This window comes from Peterkaempfera podocarpi (assembly GCF_042466665.1).
Lineage (GTDB): Bacteria > Actinomycetota > Actinomycetes > Streptomycetales > Streptomycetaceae > Peterkaempfera > Peterkaempfera podocarpi.
Map to the genome: position 1 here is coordinate 7,016,044 of NZ_CP162102.1, position 23,785 is coordinate 7,039,828.

The window sequence follows — 23,785 nt, forward strand, 5'->3', positions numbered from 1 at the left end:
AGCGGCCGTTCGAAGCCCCGCCGGGCCCGTGGGGCGGCCCCATGCCGTGGTCGGACCGCTGTCCATTTTCTGCAAGCTGCTTACGGTCAATGTCGTACGCTTACGCCCATGACGCGACGACTTGCCGAGGTGGCCAGAAAGGTCGGGGTCAGCGAGGCCACGGTCAGCCGTGTGCTCAATGACAAGCCCGGGGTCTCCGAGTCCACCCGGGCGGCGGTGCTGACCGCGCTGGACGTGCTCGGCTATGAGCGCCCCACCCAGCTCCGGGGGGAGCGGGCCCGGCTGGTGGGCCTGGTGCTGCCCGAGCTGCAGAACCCGATCTTCCCGGCCTTCGCCGAGGTGGTGGGCGGGGCACTGGCCCAGCAGGGCTTCACCCCGGTGCTCTGCACCCAGACCGCCGGCGGTGTCTCCGAGGCGGACTATGTGGATCTGCTGCTTCAGCAGCATGTCTCCGGTGTGGTCTTCTTCGGCGGCCTCTACGCCCAGGCCGACTCCCCGCACGACCACTATGACCGGCTGGCCGAGCGCGGCCTGCCGACCGTGCTGCTCAACGCCGCCATCGACGACCTGGACTTTCCGCGGGTCTCCTGCGACGACGCGGTGGCGGTGGAGCAGGCCGTGGGGCATCTGGTGTCGCTGGGGCACCGGCGGATCGGGATGGTGCTGGGCCCGCCGGACCATGTGCCGTCCCGCCGCAAGCTGACGGCCGGACGGACCGCCGCCGAGCGCGCCGGCCTCGAACTGCCGGACTCCTGTGTGGAGCGGGCGCTCTTCTCCCTGGAGGGCGGCCAGGCCGCCGCCACCAGGCTGCTCAACCAGGGCGTCACGGCGATCGTCTGCGCCAGCGACCCGCTGGCGCTGGGGGCGGTTCGTGCGGCGCGCCGTCGGGGGCTCTCGGTCCCGGGGGACCTCTCGGTGGTGGGCTATGACGACTCCTCCTTCATGACCTGCACCGACCCGCCGCTCACCACGGTGCGTCAGCCGATCGAGTCCATGGGCCGGGCCGCGGTGGAACTGCTGGCGGGCGAGATCGCGGGCGTCCGGGTCACCCATGACGAGCTGCTCTTCGAACCGGAGCTGGTGGTCCGCAGGTCCACCGGCCCGGCGCCGACCGGCGGCTGACGGGCGGCGGGACCGGACGGGACGGCACACAGAGCAGAAGAGCAGCAGAGCAGCAGCGCAGACGGCGGCGGCCGGCCAGGGCAGACCTGGCCGACCGCCGCCGTCTCTGTCCCGGCCGGGGCCGCCCAGCGGCCTGACAAACTCATGCAAGCCAATTGCTTATTCTAGTCGTAGGATTGCGGACTATGACTCGACGACTTGCAGAAGTGGCCAAGAAGGTCGGCATGAGCGAGGCGACGGTCAGCCGCGTGCTCAACAACCGCCCCGGCGTCTCGGAGAACACCCGCGCCGCCGTGCTGACCGCGTTGGACGTGCTCGGCTACGAGCGCCCCACCCAACTGCGCGGCCAGCGCTCCCGGCTGGTCGGCATGGTGCTCCCGGAGCTGCAGAACCCGATCTTCCCGGCGCTGGCCGAGGTGGTCGGGGCCGGCCTCGCCCAGCAGAACTTCATCCCGGTGCTCTGCACCCAGACCGCGGGCGGTGTCTCCGAGGCGGACTATGTGGACCTGCTGCTGGAGCAGCAGGTCTCGGGGGTGGTCTTCTTCGGCGGTGCCTACGCCCAGCAGGACGCCCCGCACGACCACTACGGCCTGCTGGCCGAGCGGGGCCTGCCCACCGTGCTGCTCAACGCCGCCATCGACGACCTGGACTTCCCCCGTGTGGTCTGCGACGACGCGGTGGCCGTCGAGCAAGTACTGGGCCATCTGCGGCAGTTGGGGCATCAGCGGATCGGGATGGTGCTGGGCCCGCCGGACCATGTGCCGTCCGGCCGCAAGCTGGCCGCGGCCCGTGCGCAGGCCGGCGGCGCGGCTCCGCGCTGCCGGACGACATGGTGGAGCGGACCATGTTCTCCCTGGAGGGCGGCCAGGCGGCCGCGGGCCGGCTGCTGCAGCGCGGCGCCACCGCCATCGTCTGCGCCAGCGACCCGCTGGCGCTGGGGGCGATCCGGGCGGTGCGCCGCCGCGGGCTCTCGGTGCCGGACGACGTCTCGGTGGTCGGTTATGACGACTCGTCCTTCATGACCTGCACCGACCCCGCCCTGACCACGGTCCGTCAGCCCATCGACGCCATGGGCCGCACGGTGGTGGACCTGCTGGTCGGTGCCATTTCGGGGACCTGGGGGGAGCAGGGTGAGATCTTCTTCGAGCCCGAGCTGGTGGTGCGGTCGAGCAGCGGTCCGCTGCGCGGTTCACGGCATGCCCCGGCACCTGACGGAACTCCGTCCTGACATCACAACTCCATATCGTGATTTTGCAAACTTCCGTCGACATCTTGTGGTCATCTGACAGCGATGGTTTAGTGATGGCGCGTCGGAGGGGCCGCACTGTCGGGACGAAGTCCGCAGCCCCGCCGAGCCCACGACGCGTCAGCTGCGCTCTTCCACCCAGGCCCGCACGGGTCCGGGCCTTCCCTCCACCGTGCTTGCAGAAGGGTCCACCCGCATGAACAGAAACCGGCTGCTCCGCAGAGCGGTCACCGCCCTCGCCGTCGCCGGCCTGGTCCTCCCGGTCGCCGCATGCAGCAGCTCAGGAAGCGGCAGCAGCGGAGGCTCCGGCTCCGGGGACACCGGCGCGTCCAAGTCCTCGGACGCAGGCACGCCTCTGGACCCCAAGACCAAGGTGACCATCAGCATCGACTGCCAGCCGCCGACCACCAAGACCGCCGAGCGCAAGGAGTGGGCGGAGGACATCGCGGAGTTCAACAAGACCTACCCGAACGTCACCATCAACTCCAAGGACACCCAGCCCTGCGAGGAGCCCCCCAAGTTCACCGCCCAGCTCCAGGGCAAGACCCAGACCGACGTCTTCTACACCTACTTCACCGACCTCCAGCAGGTGCTGGACGCCGGCGGCGCGGCGGACATCTCGGCGTACGTCAACGAGAAGACCGTGCCCGCCTTCAAGGACATCGACCCGTCGGTCCTCGCCACCCTCACCGACGGCGGCAAGCTCTACGGCCTGCCCCGCAGCAACTACAAGATGGGCCTGCTCTACAGCCGCAGCCTCTTCAAGAAGGCCGGCCTGGACCCGGACAAGCCCCCGGCCACCTGGGACGAGATCCGCGCGGACGCCAAGAAGATCGCCGCGCTGGGCGGCGGCGTCAACGGCTACGGCGACTACAGCGCCACCAACCAGGGCGGCTGGCACTTCACCGCGGAGCTCTACGGCCTCGGCGGCACCATGGTCAACGACGACGGCTCCAAGGCCGCCTTCAACACCGCCGAGGGCAAGCAGGTCCTGCAGAACCTCTACGACATGCGGTGGACCGACAAGTCCATGAGCGCGGCCCAGGGCCTCAAGTGGCCCGATCTGATGACCCAGATGGCCGCGGGCAAGCTGGGCATGTACGTCGGCGCCCCGGACGACATCACGTACATGGTGCAGACCCTCAAGGGCGACTACCAGGACTACGGGATGGGCCCGATGCCCGGCGGCAAGTCCGCGCTGCTCGGCGGTGACGACTACATGTTCAAGGCGGGCTCCACGCCCGACCAGATCAAGGCCGGTATCGCCTGGATCAACTTCAAGTACCTCACCATGGGCAAGGGGCAGTTCAACTACTCCCGCACCAAGGCCGACGGCCTCCCGGTGGGTCTGCCCGAGCCGTTCTTCTTCACCGGCTCCAGCCTGGACCAGGACAACCAGCTGAAGGCGGCGAGCGCCACCGTGCCGGTCGCCAACTACTCCCCGTACCTGGCCGTCCAGGTGCCCGGCAAGACCGAGCCGGCCAACGCCCAGCAGATCTACAAGGTGCTGGACAACCCGGTCTCCGCGGTGCTGACCGACAAGAACGCCAACGTCGACAAGCTGCTCTCGGACGCCGAGAACCAGGTCAACCAGGTGCTGGCCAACCTGCAGTAGCCACGCCTCCGGGGGCCGGCCCTAGCGGCCGGCCCCCGCACCGACGATCAGCGGTACGACTCAGGAGAAGTGATGGCGGCGATCACCGTCCCCGGCAAGGCGGCGAACGGGCTCGGCCCGGGGGAGGGAGGGCCCCCGGAGCCGGGCCGGAGGGGGCTGGTGCAGAAGGTGCGCCGGAACCTCTCCGCATACGGGTTCCTGGTGGGTGCCCTGCTCTGCTTCGGGTTCTTCACCTGGTACCCCATGGTCCGCGAAGTGATCATGAGCTTCCAGAAGACCCGGCGGGGCACCACCACCTGGGTGGGCATGGAGAACCTCCAGCGGATCTTCAACGACCCCGCTTTCTGGCAGGCCTGGCGCAACACCCTGCTCTACACCGGACTGGCGCTGCTGCTCGGCTTCGCCGTCCCCTTCGTGGTGGCCATCGTGCTCAACGAACTGCGGCACGCCCGGTCCTATCTGCGGATCCTGGTCTATCTGCCGGTGATGATGCCGCCCGTCGCCTCGGTGCTGCTCTTCAAGTACTTCTACGACCCGGACTTCGGCCTCTTCAACCACATCCTGGCCTTCTTCCACCTGCCGACCTCCGCCTGGCTGAACTCCACCTCCACCGCCATGCTCTCCGTGGTGATCGCCTCCACCTGGATGAACATGGGCGGCGCCACCCTGATCTACCTGGCCGCCCTGCAGACCATCCCGGGCGAGCTCTACGAGGCGGCCGAACTCGACGGGGCCGGGCTGCTGCGCAAGATCTGGCATGTCACCATCCCGCAGACCCGGCTGATCCTCTCGCTGCTCCTGCTGCTGCAGATCGTCGCCACCATGCAGGTCTTCGTGGAGCCCTTCCTGCTCACCGGCGGCAACGGCCCCCAGGGGTCGACGACCACGGTCGTCTACCTCGTCTACCAGTACGCCTTCAACTTCAACAACTACGGCAGCGCCTCCGCGCTGGGCCTGGTCATGCTGCTGGTGCTCGCCGGGTTCTCCGCCGTCTATGTGCGGCTCAGCCGCGAGACCGACTGAGAGGAGCGACCCCCCGTGGCAGCCAAAGCCGTACAGACCCGCACCCTGATCTCCCAGACCCAGCTCAACCGGCCCACCGGCAAGGTGGTCTACCGGATCGTCCTCACGGTGGTCGTGGTGGGCTTCACCCTGGTCTTCCTGGGACCGCTCTACTGGCTGGTGACCGGCGGTCTGAAGTCCACCGCCGAGGTGATCCAGAACCCGCCGACCCTCTTCCCGCAGCACATCCACACCGACACCTACACCCAGGCGTGGAGCCGGCTCTCCATGGGCCGGCTGCTGTTCAACACCCTCTACTACGCCTTCGGCGCGCTCGCCTTCCAACTGGTCTTCGACGTCGCGGCGGCCTACTCGCTCTCCAAGCTCCGCCCGGTCCTGGGCAATGTCGTGCTGGGCATGATGCTGGCCACCCTGATGATTCCGGCGGCCGTGCTGATCGTCCCCCAGTACCTGACCGTGCTGGACCTGCCGGTGCTGCACCTCAACCTGATCAACAGTCCGTGGGCCATCTGGCTGCCCACCGTCGCCAATGCCTTCAACATCTTTCTGTTGAAGCGCTTCTTCGACTCCATCCCCGCGGACCTGATGTCGGCCGCCGCCATCGACGGCGCCGGTCCGCTGCGCACCCTGTGGTCGGTGGTGCTGCCGATGTCGCGCCCGATCCTCGGCGTGGTCTCCATCTTCGCCGTGGTCAACGTCTGGAAGGACTTCCTCTGGCCGATGCTGGTGGAGCCCGACCCGGCCAACCAGACGCTCAACATCGGCATCAGGTCGCTCTCCACCGGAGTGCCGCAGAACGTCATCATCGCGGCCCTGGCCATCGCCTCGGTGCCCACGCTGGTCTTCTTCCTGATCTTCCAGCGGAACATCATGTCCGGGCTCACCGCAGGCAGCCTCAAGGGCTGACGCGGTCCCCGCCCGCCCCGGCCGCCGCCGGCCCCCATCCATCCGTTCCCCGCGGCCGGGCCGGCGGTGCAGTCCCCCATGCCTTCATCCGTCCGTACCCGAAAGGATCCACCACCGTGGTACAGCAGCCCCAGCCCCAGCCCCAGCGTCCGGGGTGGTGGCGAGACGCGGCGATCTACCAGGTGTACCCGCGCAGTTTCGCCGACGGCAACGGCGACGGTGTCGGCGACCTGGCCGGCATCCGCAACCGGCTCCCGTACCTCGCCGATCTGGGAGTCGAGGCCATCTGGTTCAACCCCTGGTACCCCTCCCCGATGGCCGACGGCGGGTACGACGTCGCCGACTACCGTGATGTGGACCCCGCCTTCGGCACCCTCGCCGACGCCGAGAAGCTCATCTCCGAGGCGCTGGACCTGGGCATCCGCACCATCGTCGACATCGTCCCCAACCACATCTCGGACGCCCACCCCTGGTTCCGTGCGGCCCTGGCCGCGGCCCCGGGCAGCCCCGAGCGGGAGCGCTTCCACTTCCGACCGGGCCGCGGTGCGGCCGGCGAACTGCCGCCCAACGACTGGGTGTCCGAGTTCGGCGGGGTGCCGTGGACCCGCACCACCGACCCCGGCGGCACCCCCGGCGACTGGTATCTGCACCTCTTCGCCACCCAGCAGCCCGACCTCAACTGGGACCATCCCGAGGTCCGCGCCGAGTTCGAGGACGTCCTGCGGTTCTGGTTCGACCGCGGTGCGGCCGGCGTCCGCATCGACTCCGCGGCGCTCTGCGCCAAGGATCCCGCGCTGCCCGACTTCGATCCGGCCGGCGACCCCCACCCCTTTGTCGACCGTGAGGAGTTGCACGGGATCTACCGTTCCTGGCGGCGGATCGCGGACTCCTACCCCGACCCCAGAGTGCTGATCGGCGAGGTGTGGCTGCCCGACGCCGAGCGTTTTGTCCGCTATCTACGGCCGGACGAGCTGCACACCGCCTTCAACTTCGACTTCATGACCCGCGCCTGGGACGCGGCCAGCTGCGCGCCTCCATCGACACCACCCTGGCCCTGCACGCGCCGGTGGGTGCCCCGGCCACCTGGGTGCTGGCCAACCACGACGTCACCCGCACCGTCACCCGCTACGGCCGCGCCGACACCCGGTTCGACTTCGCGGCCAAGGCCTTCGGCACGCCCACCGATCCCGTGCTCGGCCTGCGCCGGGCGCGTGCCGCCGCGCTGCTCTCGCTGGCCCTGCCCGGCGCCGTCTACCTCTACCAGGGCGAGGAACTGGGCCTGCCGGAGGTCGAGGACCTGCCCCTGGACCGGCTCCAGGACCCGATGCACTTCCGCTCCGGCGGCACCGACCCCGGGCGCGACGGCTGCCGTGTCCCGGTGCCGTGGTCGGGCACCGCGCCGCCGTACGGGTTCACCCAGCAGGGCGTGGACCCCTGGCTGCCGCAGCCCGACGGCTGGGGCGCCCTCACCGTGGAGGCCCAACTGGCCGACCCGGGCTCGATGCTGCAGCTGTACCGCAGCGCGCTGCGGCTGCGCCGCAGTGTGGCGGCGCTGCGTGAGGGGCGCTTCGCCTGGCTGGAGAGTGCGCCGGGAGTGCTGTCCTTCCGCCGCGGTGACGACTTCCGCTGCCTGGTCAATCTCTCCGGCGCCCCGCTGCCGTTGCCGGAGGGTGCACAGCCCCTGCTGGCCAGTACCGAGCTGACCGGCGGCCTGCTGCCGGTGGACGCGGCGGTGTGGCTGGGCTGACCCGCGAGGACGAGGGCCCTGGACTCCTGAGGGGGGAGTCCAGGGCCCTCTGCATGCCTTCGTAAGTTCCTTGCGTTGTTTCTGCCAAAATCTTGCTCCTGCTTATGGACTTCATGCATGCGCGGCCCATAGTCTCTCGCTCGGATGAAATGACCGCGTCAGATTCCCCCTCATGGCACCTCTGGTCCCACCACCCACGCACCTCTGGTCCCACCACCCACGCACCTCTGGTCCCACCACCCACCCGACCAGCAAGGATGTGCATCCCCATGCGTTCACCCCACCGCGGCCGACCACGCCGCGGCATTGCCGCGCTCACCGCCGCAGCCCTCGGCGCCGCAGGACTGGTCACCGCCGTCGTGGCCGGCGCCGGCACCGCCCATGCGGCGGGCGTCCCCACGCTCTCGCCCCTGGCGGTCTCCGGACGGGGCGCCACCGTCCCGTTCGTCGAGCAGGAGGCCGAGTACGCGGCCACCAACGGCACCGTGATCGGGCCCGACCGCCTCTACACCCATCTGCCCTCGGAGGCGTCCGGCCGCCAGGCGGTCACCCTGGGCGCCGTCGGCCAGTACGTGGAGTTCACCCTCACCCAGCCGGCCAACTCCATCGACTTCCGCTACAGCCTGCCGGACTCCGCCGACGGCCAGGGCCGCGACGCCTCGATGGACCTGCTGGTCAACGGGTCCCGCCTGAAGAGCGTCGCCGTGACCTCCAAGTACAGCTGGTACTACGGCGGCTACCCGTTCAACAACAACCCGGGCGACACCAACCCCCACCACTTCTACGACGAGACCAGGACCCTGCTGGGCAGCACCTACCCGGCCGGGACGAAGATCCGCCTCCAGGTCTCCTCCACCGCCCAGTCGCCGACCTTCACCATCGACCTGGCGGACTTCGAGAACGTCGCCGCACCCATCGGCAAGCCCACGGGGGCCATCGACGCGGTCGCCGACTACGGCGCCGACCCGAGTGGCGCCACCGACTCCACCGCGAAGATCCAGGCGGCGGTCAACGCCGGCGCCGCCCAGGGCCGAACGGTCTACCTCCCGCAGGGCAACTACACCCTCTACGGGCATGTGATCGTCGACCGGGTGACGCTCGCGGGCGCCGGGCCCTGGTACACCGTGCTCGGCGGCCGCGACCCCGGCAACCGCTCCAGCGCGGCCGGCATCTACGGCAAGTACGTCAGCGACGGCGGCCCCAGCCAGAACGTCACCCTCAAGGACTTCGCCATCATCGGCGACATCCGCGAGCGGGTGGACGCCGACCAGGTCAACGGCCTCGGCGGGGCGATGTCCAACTCCACCGTGGACGACCTGTGGATCCAGCACACCAAGGTCGGCGCCTGGATGGACGGTCCGATGGACCACTTCACCATCAAGAACAGCCGCATCCTGGACCAGACCGCGGACGGGGTGAACTTCCACACCGGAGTGACCAACTCCACGGTGACCAACACCTTCGTCCGCAACACCGGTGACGACGGACTGGCCTCCTGGCCGGAGAACAAGGCCAACGTCAACGACAGCTTCACCCACAACACCGTGGTGCTGCCGATCCTGGCCAACAACATCGTCACCTACGGCGGCCGGGACTTCACCATCTCCGACAACGTGATGGCGGACACCATCAGCAACGGCGGCGGCCTGCACATCGCCAACCGCTACCCGGGGGTCAACTCCGGCAGCGGGACCGCGGTCGCGGGCACCATCACCGCGGCCCGCAACACCCTGATCCGCACCGGAAACAGCGACTACAACTGGAACTTCGGCGTCGGCGCGCTCTGGTTCGACGGGCTCAACGAGCCCATCAGCGGCGCCACCGTCAATGTCAGCGACACCGACATCCTGGACAGCTCCTACGAGGCGATCCAGTCCATCGAGGGCGCGGTCAGCGGCATCAACCTGACCAATGTCAACATCGACGGCGCGGGTACCTACGCCATCCAGGCCCAGTCCAACGCCTCCATGAAGTTCACCGGCGTCACGGCGAAGAACATCGCCCAGAGCGCCACCCCGATCCACAACTGCATCGGTACCGGGCTGCAGATCACCGACGGCGGCGGCAACTCCGGCTGGAACACCGGCTCCACCTGCAGCGGCACCTGGCCCGCCCCGCAGTGGACCTACGGCGGCCAACCGGCCGGCGGCACCGGCACCACCCCGCCCACCGAGCCCCCGACCACTCCGCCCACCACCCCGCCGACGACGCCTCCCCCCACCAGCTGCACCCCCGGCACCGGCAACCTCGCCCAGGGCCGGCCGGCGACCGCGTCCGGCACCAGCCAGACCTACGGTCCCGGCAATGCGGTGGACGGTGACGCCAACAGCTACTGGGAGTCGGCCAACAACGCCTTCCCGCAGTGGATCCAGGTCGACCTGGGCTGCGCCTCCGAGGTGAACCGGCTGGTGCTGAAGCTGCCGCCGTCCTCCGCGTGGGCCGCCCGTACCGAGACCTTCCAGGTGCAGGGCTCCACGGACGGCTCCTCCTGGAGCACCCTGGCGGCCTCCGCCGGGCACAGCTTCGACCCGGCCTCCGGCAACACCGCCACGGTGAGCTTCCCGGCCGCCTCCGCCCGCTATCTGAAGCTGACCTTCACCGCCAACACCGGCTGGCCCGCAGCCCAGCTCTCCGAGCTCCAGGCCTACGCCGACGGCGGGTCCCCCACCACCCCGCCCCCCACCACCGCCCCGCCCACCACACCGCCCTCCGGGAACCTCGCCCAGGGCCGGCCGGCGACCGCGTCCGGCACCAGCCAGACCTACGGTCCCGGCAATGCGGTGGACGGTGACGCCAACAGCTACTGGGAGTCGGCCAACAACGCCTTCCCGCAGTGGATCCAGGTCGACCTCGGCAGCAGCCTGAGTGTCGGGCGGCTGGTGCTGAAGCTGCCGCCGTCCTCCGCGTGGGCCGCCCGTACCGAGACCTTCCAGGTGCAGGGCTCCACGGACGGCTCCTCCTGGAGCACCCTGGCGGCCTCCGCCGGGCACAGCTTCGACCCGGCCTCCGGCAACACCGCCACGGTGAGCTTCCCGGCCGCCTCCGCCCGCTATCTGAAGCTGACCTTCACCGCCAACACCGGCTGGCCCGCAGCCCAGCTCTCCGAACTGCAGGCGTACAGCTCCTGACCCTCCCCTGATCGCCGCCGCCCGGCGCCGGAACCGACCCGGCGCCGGCCGGCGGTCCCACCCTGCCCCCCAGGACGAGACAGAGGACGACGATGCGATTCAGACGACTGGTGCCGCGGATGCTCGCGGCATTCATGGCTGCCACAGTGATGCTGCTGGCCGGACCGGTGGCCCCGCCGGCCTTCGCCGCCGGCGCGTCCAACCTGGCGGCGGGCAAGCCCGTCGCGGTGAGCAGCACCAATGGTTCGAACCCGGCAAGCGGCCTGGTCGACGGCAACCAGTCCAGCTACTGGGAGTCCGCCAACAACAGCTTCCCGCAGTGGGCCCAGGTCGACCTGGGGAGCACCCAGACCGTCGGCCAGGTGGTGCTCAAGCTCCCGACCGCCAACTGGGGCACCCGCACCCAGACCCTGGCCGTGCAGAGCAGCGCGGACGGCACCACCTTCGCCACCCTGGTCGGCTCCCAGGGCTATGTCTTCGACCCCGCCGCCAACAACACGGTGCGGATCGCCTTCCCGGCCGCCAACACCCGCTACATCCGGATCACCGTCACCGGCAACACCGGCTGGCCCGCAGCCCAGCTCTCCGAGCTGGAGGTCTACGGAGCCGCCACCTCCACCACCGACCTGGCCGAGACCGCGGTGCTGACCGCCGGCTCCTCCTCGGCTCCGTACACTCCGGGAAATGCCAACGACGGGGACCAGGCCACCTACTGGGAGTCCGCCAACAACGCCTTCCCGCAGTGGATCCAGGCCGACCTGGGAGCCTCCGTCGCGGTGGCCAAGGTGGTCCTCAAGCTGCCCACCGGGTGGGAGAAGCGCACCCAGACGCTCAGTGTGCGGGGCTCCACCGACGGCACCAACTTCACCGACATCGTCGCGTCGGCGGCGTATGTCTTCGATCCGGCCTCGGGCAACACCGTCACCATCTCCTTCGACGCCGCGACCCTGCGCTATCTGCGGCTGAACATCACGGCCAACACCGGCTGGGCCGCCGCCCAGCTCTCCCAGCTGGAGATCTACGGCCCGGCCACCGGGGACACCCAGGCGCCGACCGCCCCCTCCGGCCTGGCGTACACCCAGCCGACGTCCGGTCAGATCCAGCTGGGCTGGACGGCCTCCACCGACAACACCGCCGTCACCGGCTATGACATCTACGCCAACGGCACCCTGCGGGCGAGCGTCGGCGGCACGGTCACCAGCTACACCGACAGCCAGCCGGACAGCGCCACGGTCTCGTACTACGTGCGGGCCAGGGACGCGGCGGGCAACCAGTCGGGCAACAGCAACACCGTCACCCGCCAGGGCGCCACCGGGGACACCCAGGCGCCGACCGCACCCTCCAACCTGGCGTACAGCCAGCCGACGTCCGGTCAGATCCAGCTGACCTGGACGGCCTCCACCGACAACACCGCCGTCACCGGCTACGACATCTACGCCAACAACGTCCTGCGCGGCAGTGTGGCCGGCACGGTCACCGGCTACACCGACAGCCAGCCGGACAGCGCCACGGTCTCGTACTACGTGCGGGCCAGGGACGCGGCGGGCAACCAGTCCGGCAGCAGCAACACCGTCACCCGCAACGGCTCCCCCACGGGCGGCGGCTCCAACCTGGCCGTGGGCAAGCCCATCACCGCCTCCTCCGCCACCTTCACCTATGTGGCGACCAACGCCAACGACAACGACACCACGACCTACTGGGAGAGCAGCGGCTTCCCGGGCACCCTCACCGTGGACCTGGGCGCCAACGCCGACCTCTCCTCGGTGGTGCTGAAGCTCAACCCGGACAGCGCCTGGGGCACCCGCACCCAGAACATCGAGGTGCTCGGCCGTGACCAGAACGCCACCTCCTTCACCAGCCTGGTGGCGGCCAAGGACTACACCTTCAACCCGGCGTCCGGCGCCAACACGGTGACCATCCCGGTCAGCAGCCGGTCCGCCGCCGTCCAGCTGAAGATCAACAGCAACAGCGGGGCCCCCGGCGGCCAGGTCGCCGAGATCCAGCTGATCGGCACCCCCGCCCCCAACCCCGACCTCACCGTCACCGCGCTCACCGCCTCCCCGGCCGCGCCCGTGGAGAGCGACGCCATCACCCTGAACGCCACCGTCAAGAACGCCGGCAACCTGGACGCCCCCGCCAGCACCGTCACCTTCCACCTGAACGGCACGGCCGTCGCCACCGCGCCGGTCGGCGCCCTCGCCGCAGGGGCCTCCACCGCCGTCTCCACCTCCATCGGCACCCGCGACGCGGGCAGCTACCCGCTGAGCGCCACCGTGGACGAGGCCGGCAAGGTCATCGAGCAGAACGACACCAACAACACCTTCACCGCCTCCTCCCCGCTGGTGGTCAAGCCGGTGGACACCTCCGACCTGATCGCCTCCCCGGTCGGCTGGTCGCCCGGCAACCCCGCGAGCGGCAACACCGTCACCTTCAGCGTGGCCGTCAAGAACCAGGGCACCGTGGCCTCGGCCGCCGGAGCGCACGGCATCACCCTGACCCTCACCGACACCACCAGCGGCGCGGTCGTTCGCACCCTCACCGGCTCCTACAGCGGCACCATCGCCCCCGGCGCCACCACCGCCCCGGTCACCCTCGGCACCTGGACCGCGGCCAACGGCAAGTACAGCGTCAAGACGGTGATCGCCACCGACGCCAACGAACTGCCGGTCAAGCAGGCGAACAACACCACCACCCAGCCGTTCTTCGTCGGCCGCGGCGCCAATATGCCGTACGACAGCTACGAGGCCGAGGACGGCAGGCTCGCGGGCGGCGCGGCGGTCATCGGACCCAACCGCACCATCGGCGACCTGGCCGGAGAGGCCTCCGGCCGCAAGGCCGTCACCCTCAACTCCACCGGCAGCTCGGTGGAGTTCACCACCAGGGCCAGCACCAACACCCTGGTCGTCCGCTACTCCATCCCGGACGCCCCGGGCGGCGGCGGCATCGACTCCACCCTGGACGTCTATGTCAACGGGACCCTGCTGAAGCCGATCAGCCTCACCTCCAAGTACGCCTGGCTGTACGGCAGCGAGACCTCGCCCGGGAACACCCCGAGCGCCGGCGGCCCGCGCCACATCTACGACGAGGCCAATCTGCTGCTGGGCACCACCGTCCCGGCCGGATCCACCATCAGGCTGCAGAAGGACGCGTCCAACTCCACCACCTACGCCATCGACTTCATCAACCTGGAGCAGGCCACCCAGCTGGCCAACCCCGACCCGGCGACCTACACCGTCCCGGCCGGCTTCACCCAGCAGGATGTGCAGAACGCCCTGGACAAGGTGCGGATGGACACCACCGGCACGCTGGTCGGCGTCTACCTGCCCGCCGGCGACTACGACACCTCCAGCAAGTTCCAGGTCTACGGCAAGGCCATCAAGGTCGTCGGCGCCGGCCCCTGGTACACCCGCTTCCACACCCCGGCCGGACAGGAGAACACCGACGCGGGCTTCCGCGCCGACTCCACCGCCGCCGGCTCGACCTTCGCCCACTTCTCCTTCTTCGGCAACTACACCTCGCGCATCGACGGACCGGGCAAGGTCTTCGACTTCTCCAACATCAGCAATGTCACCATCGACGACATCTGGAACGAGCACACCGTCTGCCTCTACTGGGGCGCCAACACCGACAGCATCACCATCAGCAACTCCCGTATCCGCGACACCTTCGCGGACGGCGTCAACATGACCAACGGCTCCACCGACAACCACGTCGTCAACAACGAGTCCCGCGCCACCGGTGACGACAGCTTCGCCCTCTTCTCCGCCATCGACGCCGGCGGCGCCGACGAGAAGAACAACCTCTACGAGAACCTCACCTCGCTGCTGACCTGGCGGGCCGCCGGGGTCGCCGTCTACGGCGGCTACGCCAACACCTTCCGCAACATCTACATCGCGGACACCCTGGTGTACTCCGGCATCACCATCAGCTCGCTGGACTTCGGCTACCCGATGAACGGCTTCGGCACCGACCCGACCAACTTCCAGAACATCTCGATCGTCCGTGCGGGCGGCCACTTCTGGAACGGTCAGACCTTCCCCGGCATCTGGCTCTTCTCCGCCTCCAAGGTGTTCCAGGGAATCAGGGTCAGCGACACCGACATCGTCGACCCGACGTACAGCGGCATCATGTTCCAGACCAACTACTCGGGCGGTCAGCCGCAGAACCCCATCAAGGACACCGTCTTCACCAACATCTCCATCACCGGTGCCCACAAGAGCGGGGACGCCTACGACGCCAAGTCCGGCTTCGGCCTCTGGGCCAATGAGCTGCCCGAGTCGGGACAGGGCCCGGCCGTCGGCTCGGTGACCTTCAACGGCCTCAGGCTGAGCGACAACGCCGTCGACATCCGCAACACCACCTCCACCTTCACCATCAACGTCAACAACTGACCGCACCCCGCAAACCGGCGCAGTCCGCCCCGCCACCCGGGGGCGGGCTGCGCCGCCGCATGCCGTCCTGCATGATCGGGGCATGCTCCTGGAACATGAAGGCCTGGTACCGACCGTCCATCCCACCGCCTATGTGGCGCCCACCGCGACCCTCAGCGGCGACGTCCGCGTGGGTCCCGGCTGCCGGGTGCTGTTCGGCGCGGTGCTCACCGCCGAGGGCGGCCCGGTGGAACTGAGCGAGGGCTGCATCGTCATGGAGAACGCGGTGCTGCGGGGCACCTCCCGGGACCCGCTCTGGCTGGGCCGCCATGTGCTGGTGGGCCCCGGTGCCTCGCTGGCCGGCTGCACCGTGGCGGAGGACGTCTTCCTGGCCACTGGGTGCCGGGTGTTCAACGGCGCGTCCATCGGGCCGCGCGCCGAGGTCCGGGTGGACGCCGTGGTCCACCTGCGGACCGTGCTGCCGGCGGACGCCATGGTCCCCATCGGCTGGGTCGCGGTGGGCGACCCGGCCCGGATCCTGCCGCCGTCCGAGCACCAGGCCATCTGGGAGGTGCAGCGGGAACTGGACTTCCCGGGCTATGTCTTCGGCCTGGAACGCCCCGCGGAGGGCGGCACCCTGATGCCGGAGCTCTCCCGCCGCTACGGCCGGGCGCTGGGCCGGCACATCGGGGACCGCCCGGTGGGCGACGCCTGACGGGCAGCGGTTCCCGGCGCCCCCACGCGGGGGCACCGGGAACCGGGGAAGGGCGGTGCCGGGGAAGGCGTTGTCAGGGCAGGACAGTGCCGCTCACGTCGCCGAAGCCGATCCGGATGCCGTCCGCGCCCGGCGCGTCGGCGGTGATGGCGACGGTGTCCCCGTCGGCCAGGAAGGCCCGCTCACTGCCGTCCGGCAGCCGCAGCGGATCGCGGCCGTTCCAGGTGAGCTCGATCAGTGAGCCCCGTTCGTCCGCCGACGGGCCGGAGACGGTTCCGGAGGCATAGAGGTCCCCGGTCCGCAGCGAGGCGCCGTTCACCGTCATATGGGCGAGCATCTGCGCGGGCGACCAGTAGGTGGTGCGGAACGGCGGACGGGAGACCACCGCCCCGTTGAGCCGGACCTCCAGCTGGAGGTCCAGACCCCAGGGCTCCTTCTCCTCCAGATAGGGCAGCGGCGCCGGGTCCTGCGGGGGCACCGGCACCCGGGCGTGCTCCAGGGCCTCCAGCGGCACCACCCAGGGCGAGACCGAGGTGGCGAAGGACTTGCCGAGGAACGGCCCCAGCGGCTGGTACTCCCAGGCCTGGATGTCGCGCGCGCTCCAGTCGTTGACCAGCACCGCGCCGAAGACATGGTCGGCGAAGGCGCCGGTCGCCACCGGCTCGCCGGGCCGCGAGGGGGCGCCCACCACAAAGCCCACCTCGGCTTCGATGTCCAGCCGGCCGGTGGGCCCGAGGAACGGCTCGCCGTCCGGTCCCAGCCGCTGTCCGGCGGGCCTTCGCACCGGCGTCCCGGAGACCACCACCGTCCCCGCGCGCCCGTGGTAGCCGACCGGCAGCCGGCGCCAGTTCGGCAGCAGCGCCTCGCCGTCCGGGCGGAAGACCCGGCCGAGGTTGGTGGCGTGCGCCTCGGAGGCGTAGAAGTCGACATAGTCGGCGACCTCGAACGGCAGGTGCAGCGTCACCCGGTCCAGCGGGTGCAGATTGGCCTCCACCAGCCGCCGCTGCCCGTCCCCGGTGAGCAGATCGGTGAGGCGGCGCCGGACATAGGCCCACTCGCCCCGCCCCCGCCGCAGGAAGCGGTTGAGCGAGCCGGTGGCCAGGTCGGCGCCCAGCGGGGTGCCCGCCCAGACCGCCGAGGCGTCCAGCACCCGGTCGCCGATGGCCACCCCGACCCGGGGAGCGCCGCCGGGCGGGCTGAACACCCCGTACGGCAGGTTCTGCACCGGGAAGGGCGAGCCCTCGGGCACCGGGACCCAGCTGCGGGCTGCGCTCACCCGGCACCGCCGGGCATCTCCAGCGGGCCCTGGGGGCCGCGGCCGCTCCAGGTCCAGGCATAGCGGCCGTCGTCGACGGCCCGGCCGCCCTCGGCGATCTCCAGCGGGCGGAAGGTGTCCACCATGACCGCCAGCTCGTCGAAGAACTCCGCGCCGATGCTGCGCTCGTACGCGCCCGGCTGCGGACCGTGGGTGTGGCCGCCCGGGTGCAGCGAGACCGAGCCCTGGCCGATGCCGGAGCCCTTGCGGGCCTCGTAGTCCCCGCCGCAGTAGAACATCACCTCGTCGCTGTCCACATTGGAGTGGTAGTAGGGGACGGGGATGGCCAGCGGGTGGTAGTCCACCTTGCGCGGGACGAAGTTGCAGATCACAAAGCCCGTGCCCTCGAAGACCTGGTGCTGCGGCGGCGGCTGGTGGATGCGTCCGGTGATGGGCTCGTAGTCGCGGACGTTGAAGGCGTACGGATAGAGGCAGCCGTCCCAGCCCACCACGTCGAAGGGGTGCTGCGGCACGGTGAGGACGGTGCCGACCACCCCGTCGCCGCCCGGTGCCCGGTGCTTGACGTACACCTCGACGTCCTGGCCGTCCTCCAGCAGCGGACCGGACGGGCCCCGCAGGTCGCGCTCGCAGTAGGGGGCGTGCTCCAGCAGCTGCCCGAAGCGGGAGAGATAGCGCTTGGGCGGGGTGATGTGGCTGTTGGCCTCCACGGCGTAGAGCCGCAGCGGGGCGTCGCCGGCGGGCACCCAGCGGTGGGTGGTGGCGCGGGGGAGGACGACATAGTCGCCGTCGCCGACCTCGATGGAGCCGAAGACGGTCTCCACCCGGCCGGTGCCCGACTCCACATAGACGCACTCGTCGCCGATGGCGTTGCGGTACAGCGGGGACGGCCGTCCGGCCGCGACGTAGGCGATCCGTACGTCGGTGTTGCCCAGGACCACCCGCCGGTCGGTCACCGGGTCGGCCTGCCGCCAGGTCTCCCCGGGGAAGAGCTCGTGCAGCCGGAAGTGGAACGGCTTCAGCGGATGGTTGGGCTCGCTCTTGGCCTCGGGCAGCAGCCACACCCGGCTGTCCACCATGGCCGAGGGGATGTGGCGGTGGTAGAGGAGGGAGGAGTCGGAGGTGAAGCCCTCCTCGCCCATCAGCTCCTCGAAGTAGAGCCCGCCGTCGTCACGGCGGAACTGGGTGTGCCTTTTGGGCGGCACCGTGCCGACGGTCCGGTAGTACGCCACCTGCGCCTCCTGAGCGACTTCTGCGGCCTGCCGTCCGGGGTCGGGACGGCAGCTCTCATGACAGTCGGGCGCCGGACGGCTGTCAAGGAAGCGCCGACGTGCGGCGATCGCGTTCCCGCAACCGGCAGGACACGCGGGCGTAACGAATTGAATGAGCTTGCAGAAAGTTGCTGCAAGACCTTTCCGAACGGCTCGAGCCGCTGTTACGTTCCTCCCCGAGCCCGACGGCTGCGATGGCGCAGTCGGACCCGGGACAGCCATTATGCGCCGTCCTCCACCACCTCGGGCACCCCTTCAAAGGAGTTCACATGCGGCGTGGCATAGCGGCCTCCGTCCTTGTCGCGGCCCTCGCGGTCTCGATGGCGGCTTGCAGCAGCAGCGGTTCCGACAAGTCGACCAAGAGTGCCGGGCCGGTCACCATCACCTGGTGGGACACTTCCGACGCCACCAACGAGGCTCCCACTTACAAGGCTCTCGTCGCGGATTTTGAGAAGGCCAACCCGAACATCAAGGTCAAGTACGTCAGCGTCCCCTTCGCCGACGCCCAGACCAAGTTCCAGACCGCTGCGGGCAGCAAGGGCGCCCCGGACGTGCTGCGCTCCGACGTCGGCTGGACCCCGGGCTTTGCCAAGGCCGGCTTCCTCGTCCCGCTCGACGGCACCCCCGCCGCCGCGGACACCTCCACCTTCGAGCCGCAGCTGATCGAGCAGGCCAAGTTCAGCGGCCACCTGTACGGAGTCCCCGAGGTCACCGACACCCTGGGCTTCATGTACAACAAGGCCCTGTTCGCCAAGGCCGGCATCACCGCCGCCCCCAAGACCTGGGACGAGCTCAAGGCCGACGCCGCTCTGGTGAAGCAGAAGGCCGGCGTGGACGGCTTCGCCTTCAACCCCGCCTCCTACTACGCGATGCCCTTCCTGTACGGCGAGGGCAGCGACATGGTGGACGTGGCGAACAAGAAGATCAGCATCAACTCGCCGGCCGCCGTCAAGGGCATCGACACCCTCAAGGGCCTGCTGGCCGCCCCGGGCATGGCCAAGCTGGACACCACGGCCAACGGTTACGCCAACATCATGGACGCCTTCGAGACCGGCAAGGTCGCCTCGATCATCCAGGGCCCGTGGGAGACCACCAACGTCTTCAAGGGTTCGGCCTTCTCCGACAAGTCCAACCTCGGCATCGCGGCCGTCCCGGCCGGCTCCACCGGCAAGGCCGGCGCCCCCATCGGTGGCCACAACCTGGTCGCCTACGCTGGCTCCGACGCTGCCCACCAGGCCGGCGCCGAGAAGCTGATCGCCTTCCTGACCTCGGCGAAGTCGCAGGTCACCATCGCCACCAAGAACGCGACCCTGCCCACCCGCAGCGACGCGTACACCGCCGAGGTGACCTCCAACCCGGGCATCGCCGGCTTCCAGACCATCCTCAGCGCGGGCGTGCCGCGTCCGGCCATCCCGGAGTACAGCTCGCTGTACGGCCTGTTCCAGACGGACCTCACCAAGATCCTGACCGGCCAGGAGGACACGGCGAAGGGTCTGGGCAACGTCTCCATCCAGACCAAGAAGCTGCTCTCGGACTACGCCACCCAGTGATCTGCCAGCCGGCCGGCTGCCTCCTCCCCCTGACGGGAGGCGGCCGGCCGGCTGCAGCCGTGCTCCGCACTCCGACCGGGTGCCGACTCCCGGACCAAGCATGAACCCGCGTGAAGAGGTGTCAGAATGACCGTCGCCGTCGAGGGCGAGGCCCCGAAGCAACGCCGAGACCGAGAGCCCCGTGCCGGCCTGGTCCGCCGACTGCGGCGCTCGTTCGACCAGCACTGGTACGCCTGGGCCATGGTGGCCCCCGTTGTCGTGGTCCTCGGCCTTCTCGTCGGGTACCCGCTCGTCCGGGGCGTCCTGCTGACGTTCACCAACGCCAACAGCCTGAACGTGGGCCGGACCATCGGCGTCAACCACATCCCGGACAGCTACTCCTGGGTGGGGCTGAAGAACTACATCGACATCCTGACCGGCCCGGACAACCAGTTCTGGCCGCACTTCGTGTGGACCATCGTCTGGACCGTCATCTGCGTCGCCCTGACCTACGGCACCGGACTGGTGCTGGCCGTCCTGCTCAACCGCAAGATGCGCGGCCGCTCCCTCTACCGCCTGCTGCTCATCCTGCCCTGGGCGGTGCCGACCTTCGTCACCGTCTTCGCCTGGCGTCTGCTGCTCTCCGACGGCGGTGCCGTCAACGGACTGCTCGGTGCACTGCACCTGCCCGAGCCCGCCTGGCTGAGCGACCCCTTCGCGCAGCAGGTCGCCGCCATCGCGGTCAACCTGTGGGTCGGTGTGCCCTTCATGATGGTCTCGATGCTCGGCGGTCTGCAGGCCATCCCCAGCGAGCTCTACGAGGCCGCCGAGGTCGACGGCGCGACGCCCTGGCAGCGCTTCACCCAGGTGACCCTTCCCGGTCTGCGCCCGGTCAGCAGCACCGTCATCCTGCTCGGCATCATCTGGACCTTCAACCAGTTCAACGTCATCTACCTGCTGTTCGGCGGCAGCAACAGCGACGGCGTGCAGATCCTGGTCACCTACGCCTACAAGCTCTTCTTCGGCCAGCAGCCGCAGGACTACGCCGGCTCGGCCGCCGTGGGCATCATCTGCCTCTCGCTGCTCGTGGTCTTCACGGGCTTCTACCGCCGCTGGCAGGCCCGCAACGAGGGGGCCCGGGCATGAGCACCGGTATCGAGCGCACCGCAGGAGACTCCATGACCACCACCGCAGTCCGGCCCGAGACCTCCGGTGCGGCCACCCGTTCGGCCCGTCGTCCGCAGCTGCGCGGCGAGCGCAGCAGGGCCGCCTCCTTCGGCCTGCACGGCGTCCTCGGCGTGGCCGCCTTCATAGCGGCCTTCCCGGTCGCCTGGATCCTCTACATCTCCCTGGGACCGGGCGAGTTCGACTACCAGCACGCAAGCCGGATCCTCGGCAAGGCGACGCTGTCCAACTACAGCTATGTGATCCACCACACCGGATTCACCACCTGGCTGATGAACTCGGTGATCGTCGGTCTCGGCACCATGCTGGTGGGCGTACTGATCGCCGCCAGCGCCGGCTACGCCGTCTCCCGGATGCGCTTCCCCGGTCACGGCACGCTGATGTACAGCTTCCTGCTCACCCAGATGTTCCCGGTGGCGGTGCTCATGGTGCCGCTGTACAAGATCATGGCGAGCCTGGGCCTGCTGGACACCTACGGCGGCCTCATCCTGATCTACTGCACCACCGCGGTGCCGTACTCCGCCTGGCTGCTCAAGGGCTACTTCGACACCATCCCGGTGGAGATCGACGAGGCCGGGCAGATCGACGGCCTGACCCCCTTCGGCACCTTCTGGCGGCTGATCGTGCCGCTGGCCAAGCCCGGTCTCTCGGTCGCCGCGTTCTACACCTTCATCACGGCCTGGGGCGAGGTCGCCTATGCCTCGCACTTCATGCTCTCCGAGGGGAAGTACACGCTCTCGGTGGGCCTGCAGACCTACATCAGCCAGTTCAACTCGCAGTGGAACTACATGGCGGCGACCTCGGTCCTCATCGCCATCCCCGCCGCGATCGTCTTCTACCTGGTCCAGAAGCACCTGGTGGCCGGCCTCACGGCCGGCGGAACCAAGGGCTGACGTTCCCGCCGCACCACGGCACCCGCTTCCCGCTCTCTCGTATTCAAGGGATCCCATGACCCAGCACCTGGCCGATCTCGCTCGGCTCGCTGTCGACGCCCCCGCCCGCGACACCCGCACCGGTGCCGCTGCCGAGCCCGCCAGCAAGCCCAGAGGCTGGTGGCGGGATGCGGTCATCTACCAGGTGTACCCGCGCAGCTTCGCCGACTCCAACGGCGACGGCATGGGCGATCTGCCGGGTATCCGCAGCCGGCTGCCCTACCTGCGCGACCTGGGTGTGGACGCCGTCTGGCTGTCGCCGTTCTACGCCTCCCCGCAGGCCGACGCCGGCTACGACGTGGCCGACTACCGCGCCATCGACCCCATGTTCGGCACTCTGCACGACGCCGACGCGCTGATCCGCGACGCCCACGGGCTCGGTCTGCGCATCATCGTCGACCTGGTGCCCAACCACTCCTCCGACCAGCACGAGTGGTTCAAGCGGGCGCTGCGCGAGGGACCCGGCTCGGCGCTGCGGGAGCGGTACCACTTCCGTGCCGGCAAGGGCGAGAACGGCGAACTGCCGCCCAACGACTGGGAGTCCATCTTCGGCGGCCCCGCCTGGACCCGCAGCGAGAACCCGGACGGCACCCCCGGCGACTGGTACCTGCACCTCTTCGCCCCCGAGCAGCCCGACTTCAACTGGGAGAACCCGGCGGTCGCCGACGAGTTCCGCTCCATCCTGAGGTTCTGGCTGGACATGGGCGTCGACGGCTTCCGGATCGACGTCGCCCACGGCCTGGTCAAGGAGACGGGCCTGCCCGACATGGGCTCCCACGACCAGCTGAAGCTGCTGGGCAACGATGTCCTGCCGTTCTTCGACCAGGACGGCGTGCACGAGATCTACCGCACCTGGCGGCAGATCCTGGACGAGTACCCCGGCGAGCGGATCGCCGTCGCCGAGGCCTGGACCCCCACCGTCGCGCGCACCGCCAACTACGTCCGCGCCGACGAACTGCACCAGGCCTTCAACTTCCAGTACCTCAACACCCCCTGGGACGCCGCGGAGCTGCGCGGGGTCATCGACCTGTCGCTGGACGCCATGCGCCCGGTGGACGCCCCCACCACCTGGGTGCTCTCCAACCACGACGTGGTCCGCCATGTCACCCGCCTGGCCTCCGAGGGCGCCGACGCCGAGGCCGCCCAGCGGCGCGGCCGCGCTGCCTCGCTGCTGATGCTGGCCCTGCCCGGCTCGGCCTATGTCTACCAGGGCGAGGAGCTCGGCCTGCCCGAGGTCACCGACCTGCCGGACGAGGTCCGCCAGGACCCGGCGTTCTTCCGTGCCGCCGGCCAGGACGGCTTCCGCGACGGCTGCCGGGTGCCTCTCCCGTGGTCCGGAACCGAGGCCCCGTACGGCTTCGGCCCCGACGGCGCGTCCAGCTGGCTGCCGCAGCCCGCCGAGTGGGCCGCGCTGTCGGTCGAGGCGCAGACCGGGGACCCGGCGTCCACCCTGGAGCTCTACCGCAGCGCCCTGGCCATCCGCCGTGAGCACCCCGCACTGGGCGCGGGCGAGAGCGTGACCTGGCTGGACGGCTTCCCCGAGGGCGTGCTGGCCTTCCGCCGCGACTCCGCCGACGGCTCCTTCGTCTGCACGGTGAACCTGGCGGCCGAGCCGGTCCGCATCCCCGCGCCGGGCCGTCTGCTGCTGGCCTCCAGCGAGACCGCCGTCGTCGACGGAGAGATCGTGCTGCCTTTGGACAGCACCGTTTGGTGGGCCGTCTGA

At 69.8% G+C, this 23,785-nt stretch carries 12 protein-coding genes and 4 pseudogenes; 14 read left to right on the forward strand and 2 right to left on the reverse strand.

What is annotated here, in order from left to right; genetic code table 11:
- The first annotated feature begins 108 nt into the window (after window positions 1–108).
- From AB0761_RS30895 to AB0761_RS30940, 10 genes and pseudogenes are all read left to right on the forward strand, one after another.
- Window positions 109–1,122, forward strand: a complete 1,014-nt coding sequence (locus AB0761_RS30895) for a LacI family DNA-binding transcriptional regulator (protein WP_377272459.1) — start codon at window positions 109–111, stop codon at window positions 1,120–1,122.
- Window positions 1,123–1,307: 185 nt separating this feature from the next.
- A pseudogene (locus AB0761_RS30900) lies at window positions 1,308–2,350 on the forward strand (LacI family DNA-binding transcriptional regulator).
- Between the two features lie 214 nt (window positions 2,351–2,564).
- Window positions 2,565–3,983, forward strand: coding sequence for an ABC transporter substrate-binding protein (locus AB0761_RS30905; RefSeq protein ID WP_377272461.1), 1,419 nt, complete (start codon window positions 2,565–2,567; stop codon window positions 3,981–3,983).
- 72 nt (window positions 3,984–4,055) lie between these two features.
- The gene (locus AB0761_RS30910; RefSeq protein WP_377272462.1) at window positions 4,056–5,006 is read left to right on the forward strand and encodes a carbohydrate ABC transporter permease; all 951 of its coding nucleotides are present in this window, start codon (window positions 4,056–4,058) and stop codon (window positions 5,004–5,006) included.
- Window positions 5,007–5,021: 15 nt separating this feature from the next.
- Window positions 5,022–5,912 carry a carbohydrate ABC transporter permease gene (locus AB0761_RS30915; RefSeq protein WP_377272463.1) on the forward strand — a complete coding sequence of 297 codons (891 nt, stop codon included), beginning with the start codon at window positions 5,022–5,024 and terminating at the stop codon, window positions 5,910–5,912.
- Window positions 5,913–6,028: 116 nt separating this feature from the next.
- Window positions 6,029–7,659, forward strand: a pseudogene (locus AB0761_RS30920) (glycoside hydrolase family 13 protein).
- Window positions 7,660–7,928: 269 nt separating this feature from the next.
- Window positions 7,929–10,307: pseudogene (locus AB0761_RS30925) on the forward strand (discoidin domain-containing protein); the annotation flags it as partial.
- A 99-nt stretch (window positions 10,308–10,406) separates the two neighbouring features.
- Window positions 10,407–10,787, forward strand: a pseudogene (locus tag AB0761_RS30930) (discoidin domain-containing protein); the annotation flags it as partial.
- A 92-nt stretch (window positions 10,788–10,879) separates the two neighbouring features.
- The gene (locus tag AB0761_RS30935) at window positions 10,880–15,178 is read left to right on the forward strand and encodes a discoidin domain-containing protein (RefSeq protein WP_377272464.1); all 4,299 of its coding nucleotides are present in this window, start codon (window positions 10,880–10,882) and stop codon (window positions 15,176–15,178) included.
- Window positions 15,179–15,260: 82 nt separating this feature from the next.
- On the forward strand, window positions 15,261–15,872 hold the full coding sequence (locus AB0761_RS30940; RefSeq protein ID WP_377272465.1) for a gamma carbonic anhydrase family protein: 612 nt from the start codon (window positions 15,261–15,263) through the stop codon (window positions 15,870–15,872).
- Window positions 15,873–15,945: 73 nt separating this feature from the next.
- Here AB0761_RS30940 and fahA read toward each other — a convergent pair whose 3' ends face one another.
- Together fahA and AB0761_RS30950 are read right to left on the reverse strand one after the other, a co-directional pair.
- Window positions 15,946–17,148 (reverse strand): fumarylacetoacetase, encoded by a 1,203-nt coding sequence (gene fahA, locus AB0761_RS30945; protein ID WP_377272466.1) that lies wholly within the window; start codon window positions 17,146–17,148, stop codon window positions 15,946–15,948.
- Window positions 17,145–18,377 (reverse strand): homogentisate 1,2-dioxygenase, encoded by a 1,233-nt coding sequence (locus AB0761_RS30950; RefSeq protein WP_377272467.1) that lies wholly within the window; start codon window positions 18,375–18,377, stop codon window positions 17,145–17,147. Before AB0761_RS30950 ends, fahA begins: the two co-directional genes overlap by 4 nt.
- Before the next feature lie 308 nt (window positions 18,378–18,685).
- Here AB0761_RS30950 and AB0761_RS30955 point away from each other — a divergent pair, with 308 nt between their 5' ends.
- The 4 genes from AB0761_RS30955 (at window position 18,686) to AB0761_RS30970 (ending at window position 23,785) form a co-directional block, all read left to right on the forward strand.
- The gene (locus tag AB0761_RS30955; protein WP_377272468.1) at window positions 18,686–19,966 is read left to right on the forward strand and encodes an extracellular solute-binding protein; all 1,281 of its coding nucleotides are present in this window, start codon (window positions 18,686–18,688) and stop codon (window positions 19,964–19,966) included.
- Window positions 19,967–20,092: 126 nt separating this feature from the next.
- Entirely contained in the window at window positions 20,093–21,091 is a 999-nt protein-coding gene (locus AB0761_RS30960) for a carbohydrate ABC transporter permease (protein WP_377272470.1), read from the forward strand.
- A 32-nt stretch (window positions 21,092–21,123) separates the two neighbouring features.
- Complete coding sequence (locus AB0761_RS30965) at window positions 21,124–22,023, forward strand: sugar ABC transporter permease (protein ID WP_377272472.1); 900 nt, start codon at window positions 21,124–21,126, stop codon at window positions 22,021–22,023.
- Between the two features lie 55 nt (window positions 22,024–22,078).
- Entirely contained in the window at window positions 22,079–23,785 is a 1,707-nt protein-coding gene (locus AB0761_RS30970) for a glycoside hydrolase family 13 protein (protein WP_377272473.1), read from the forward strand.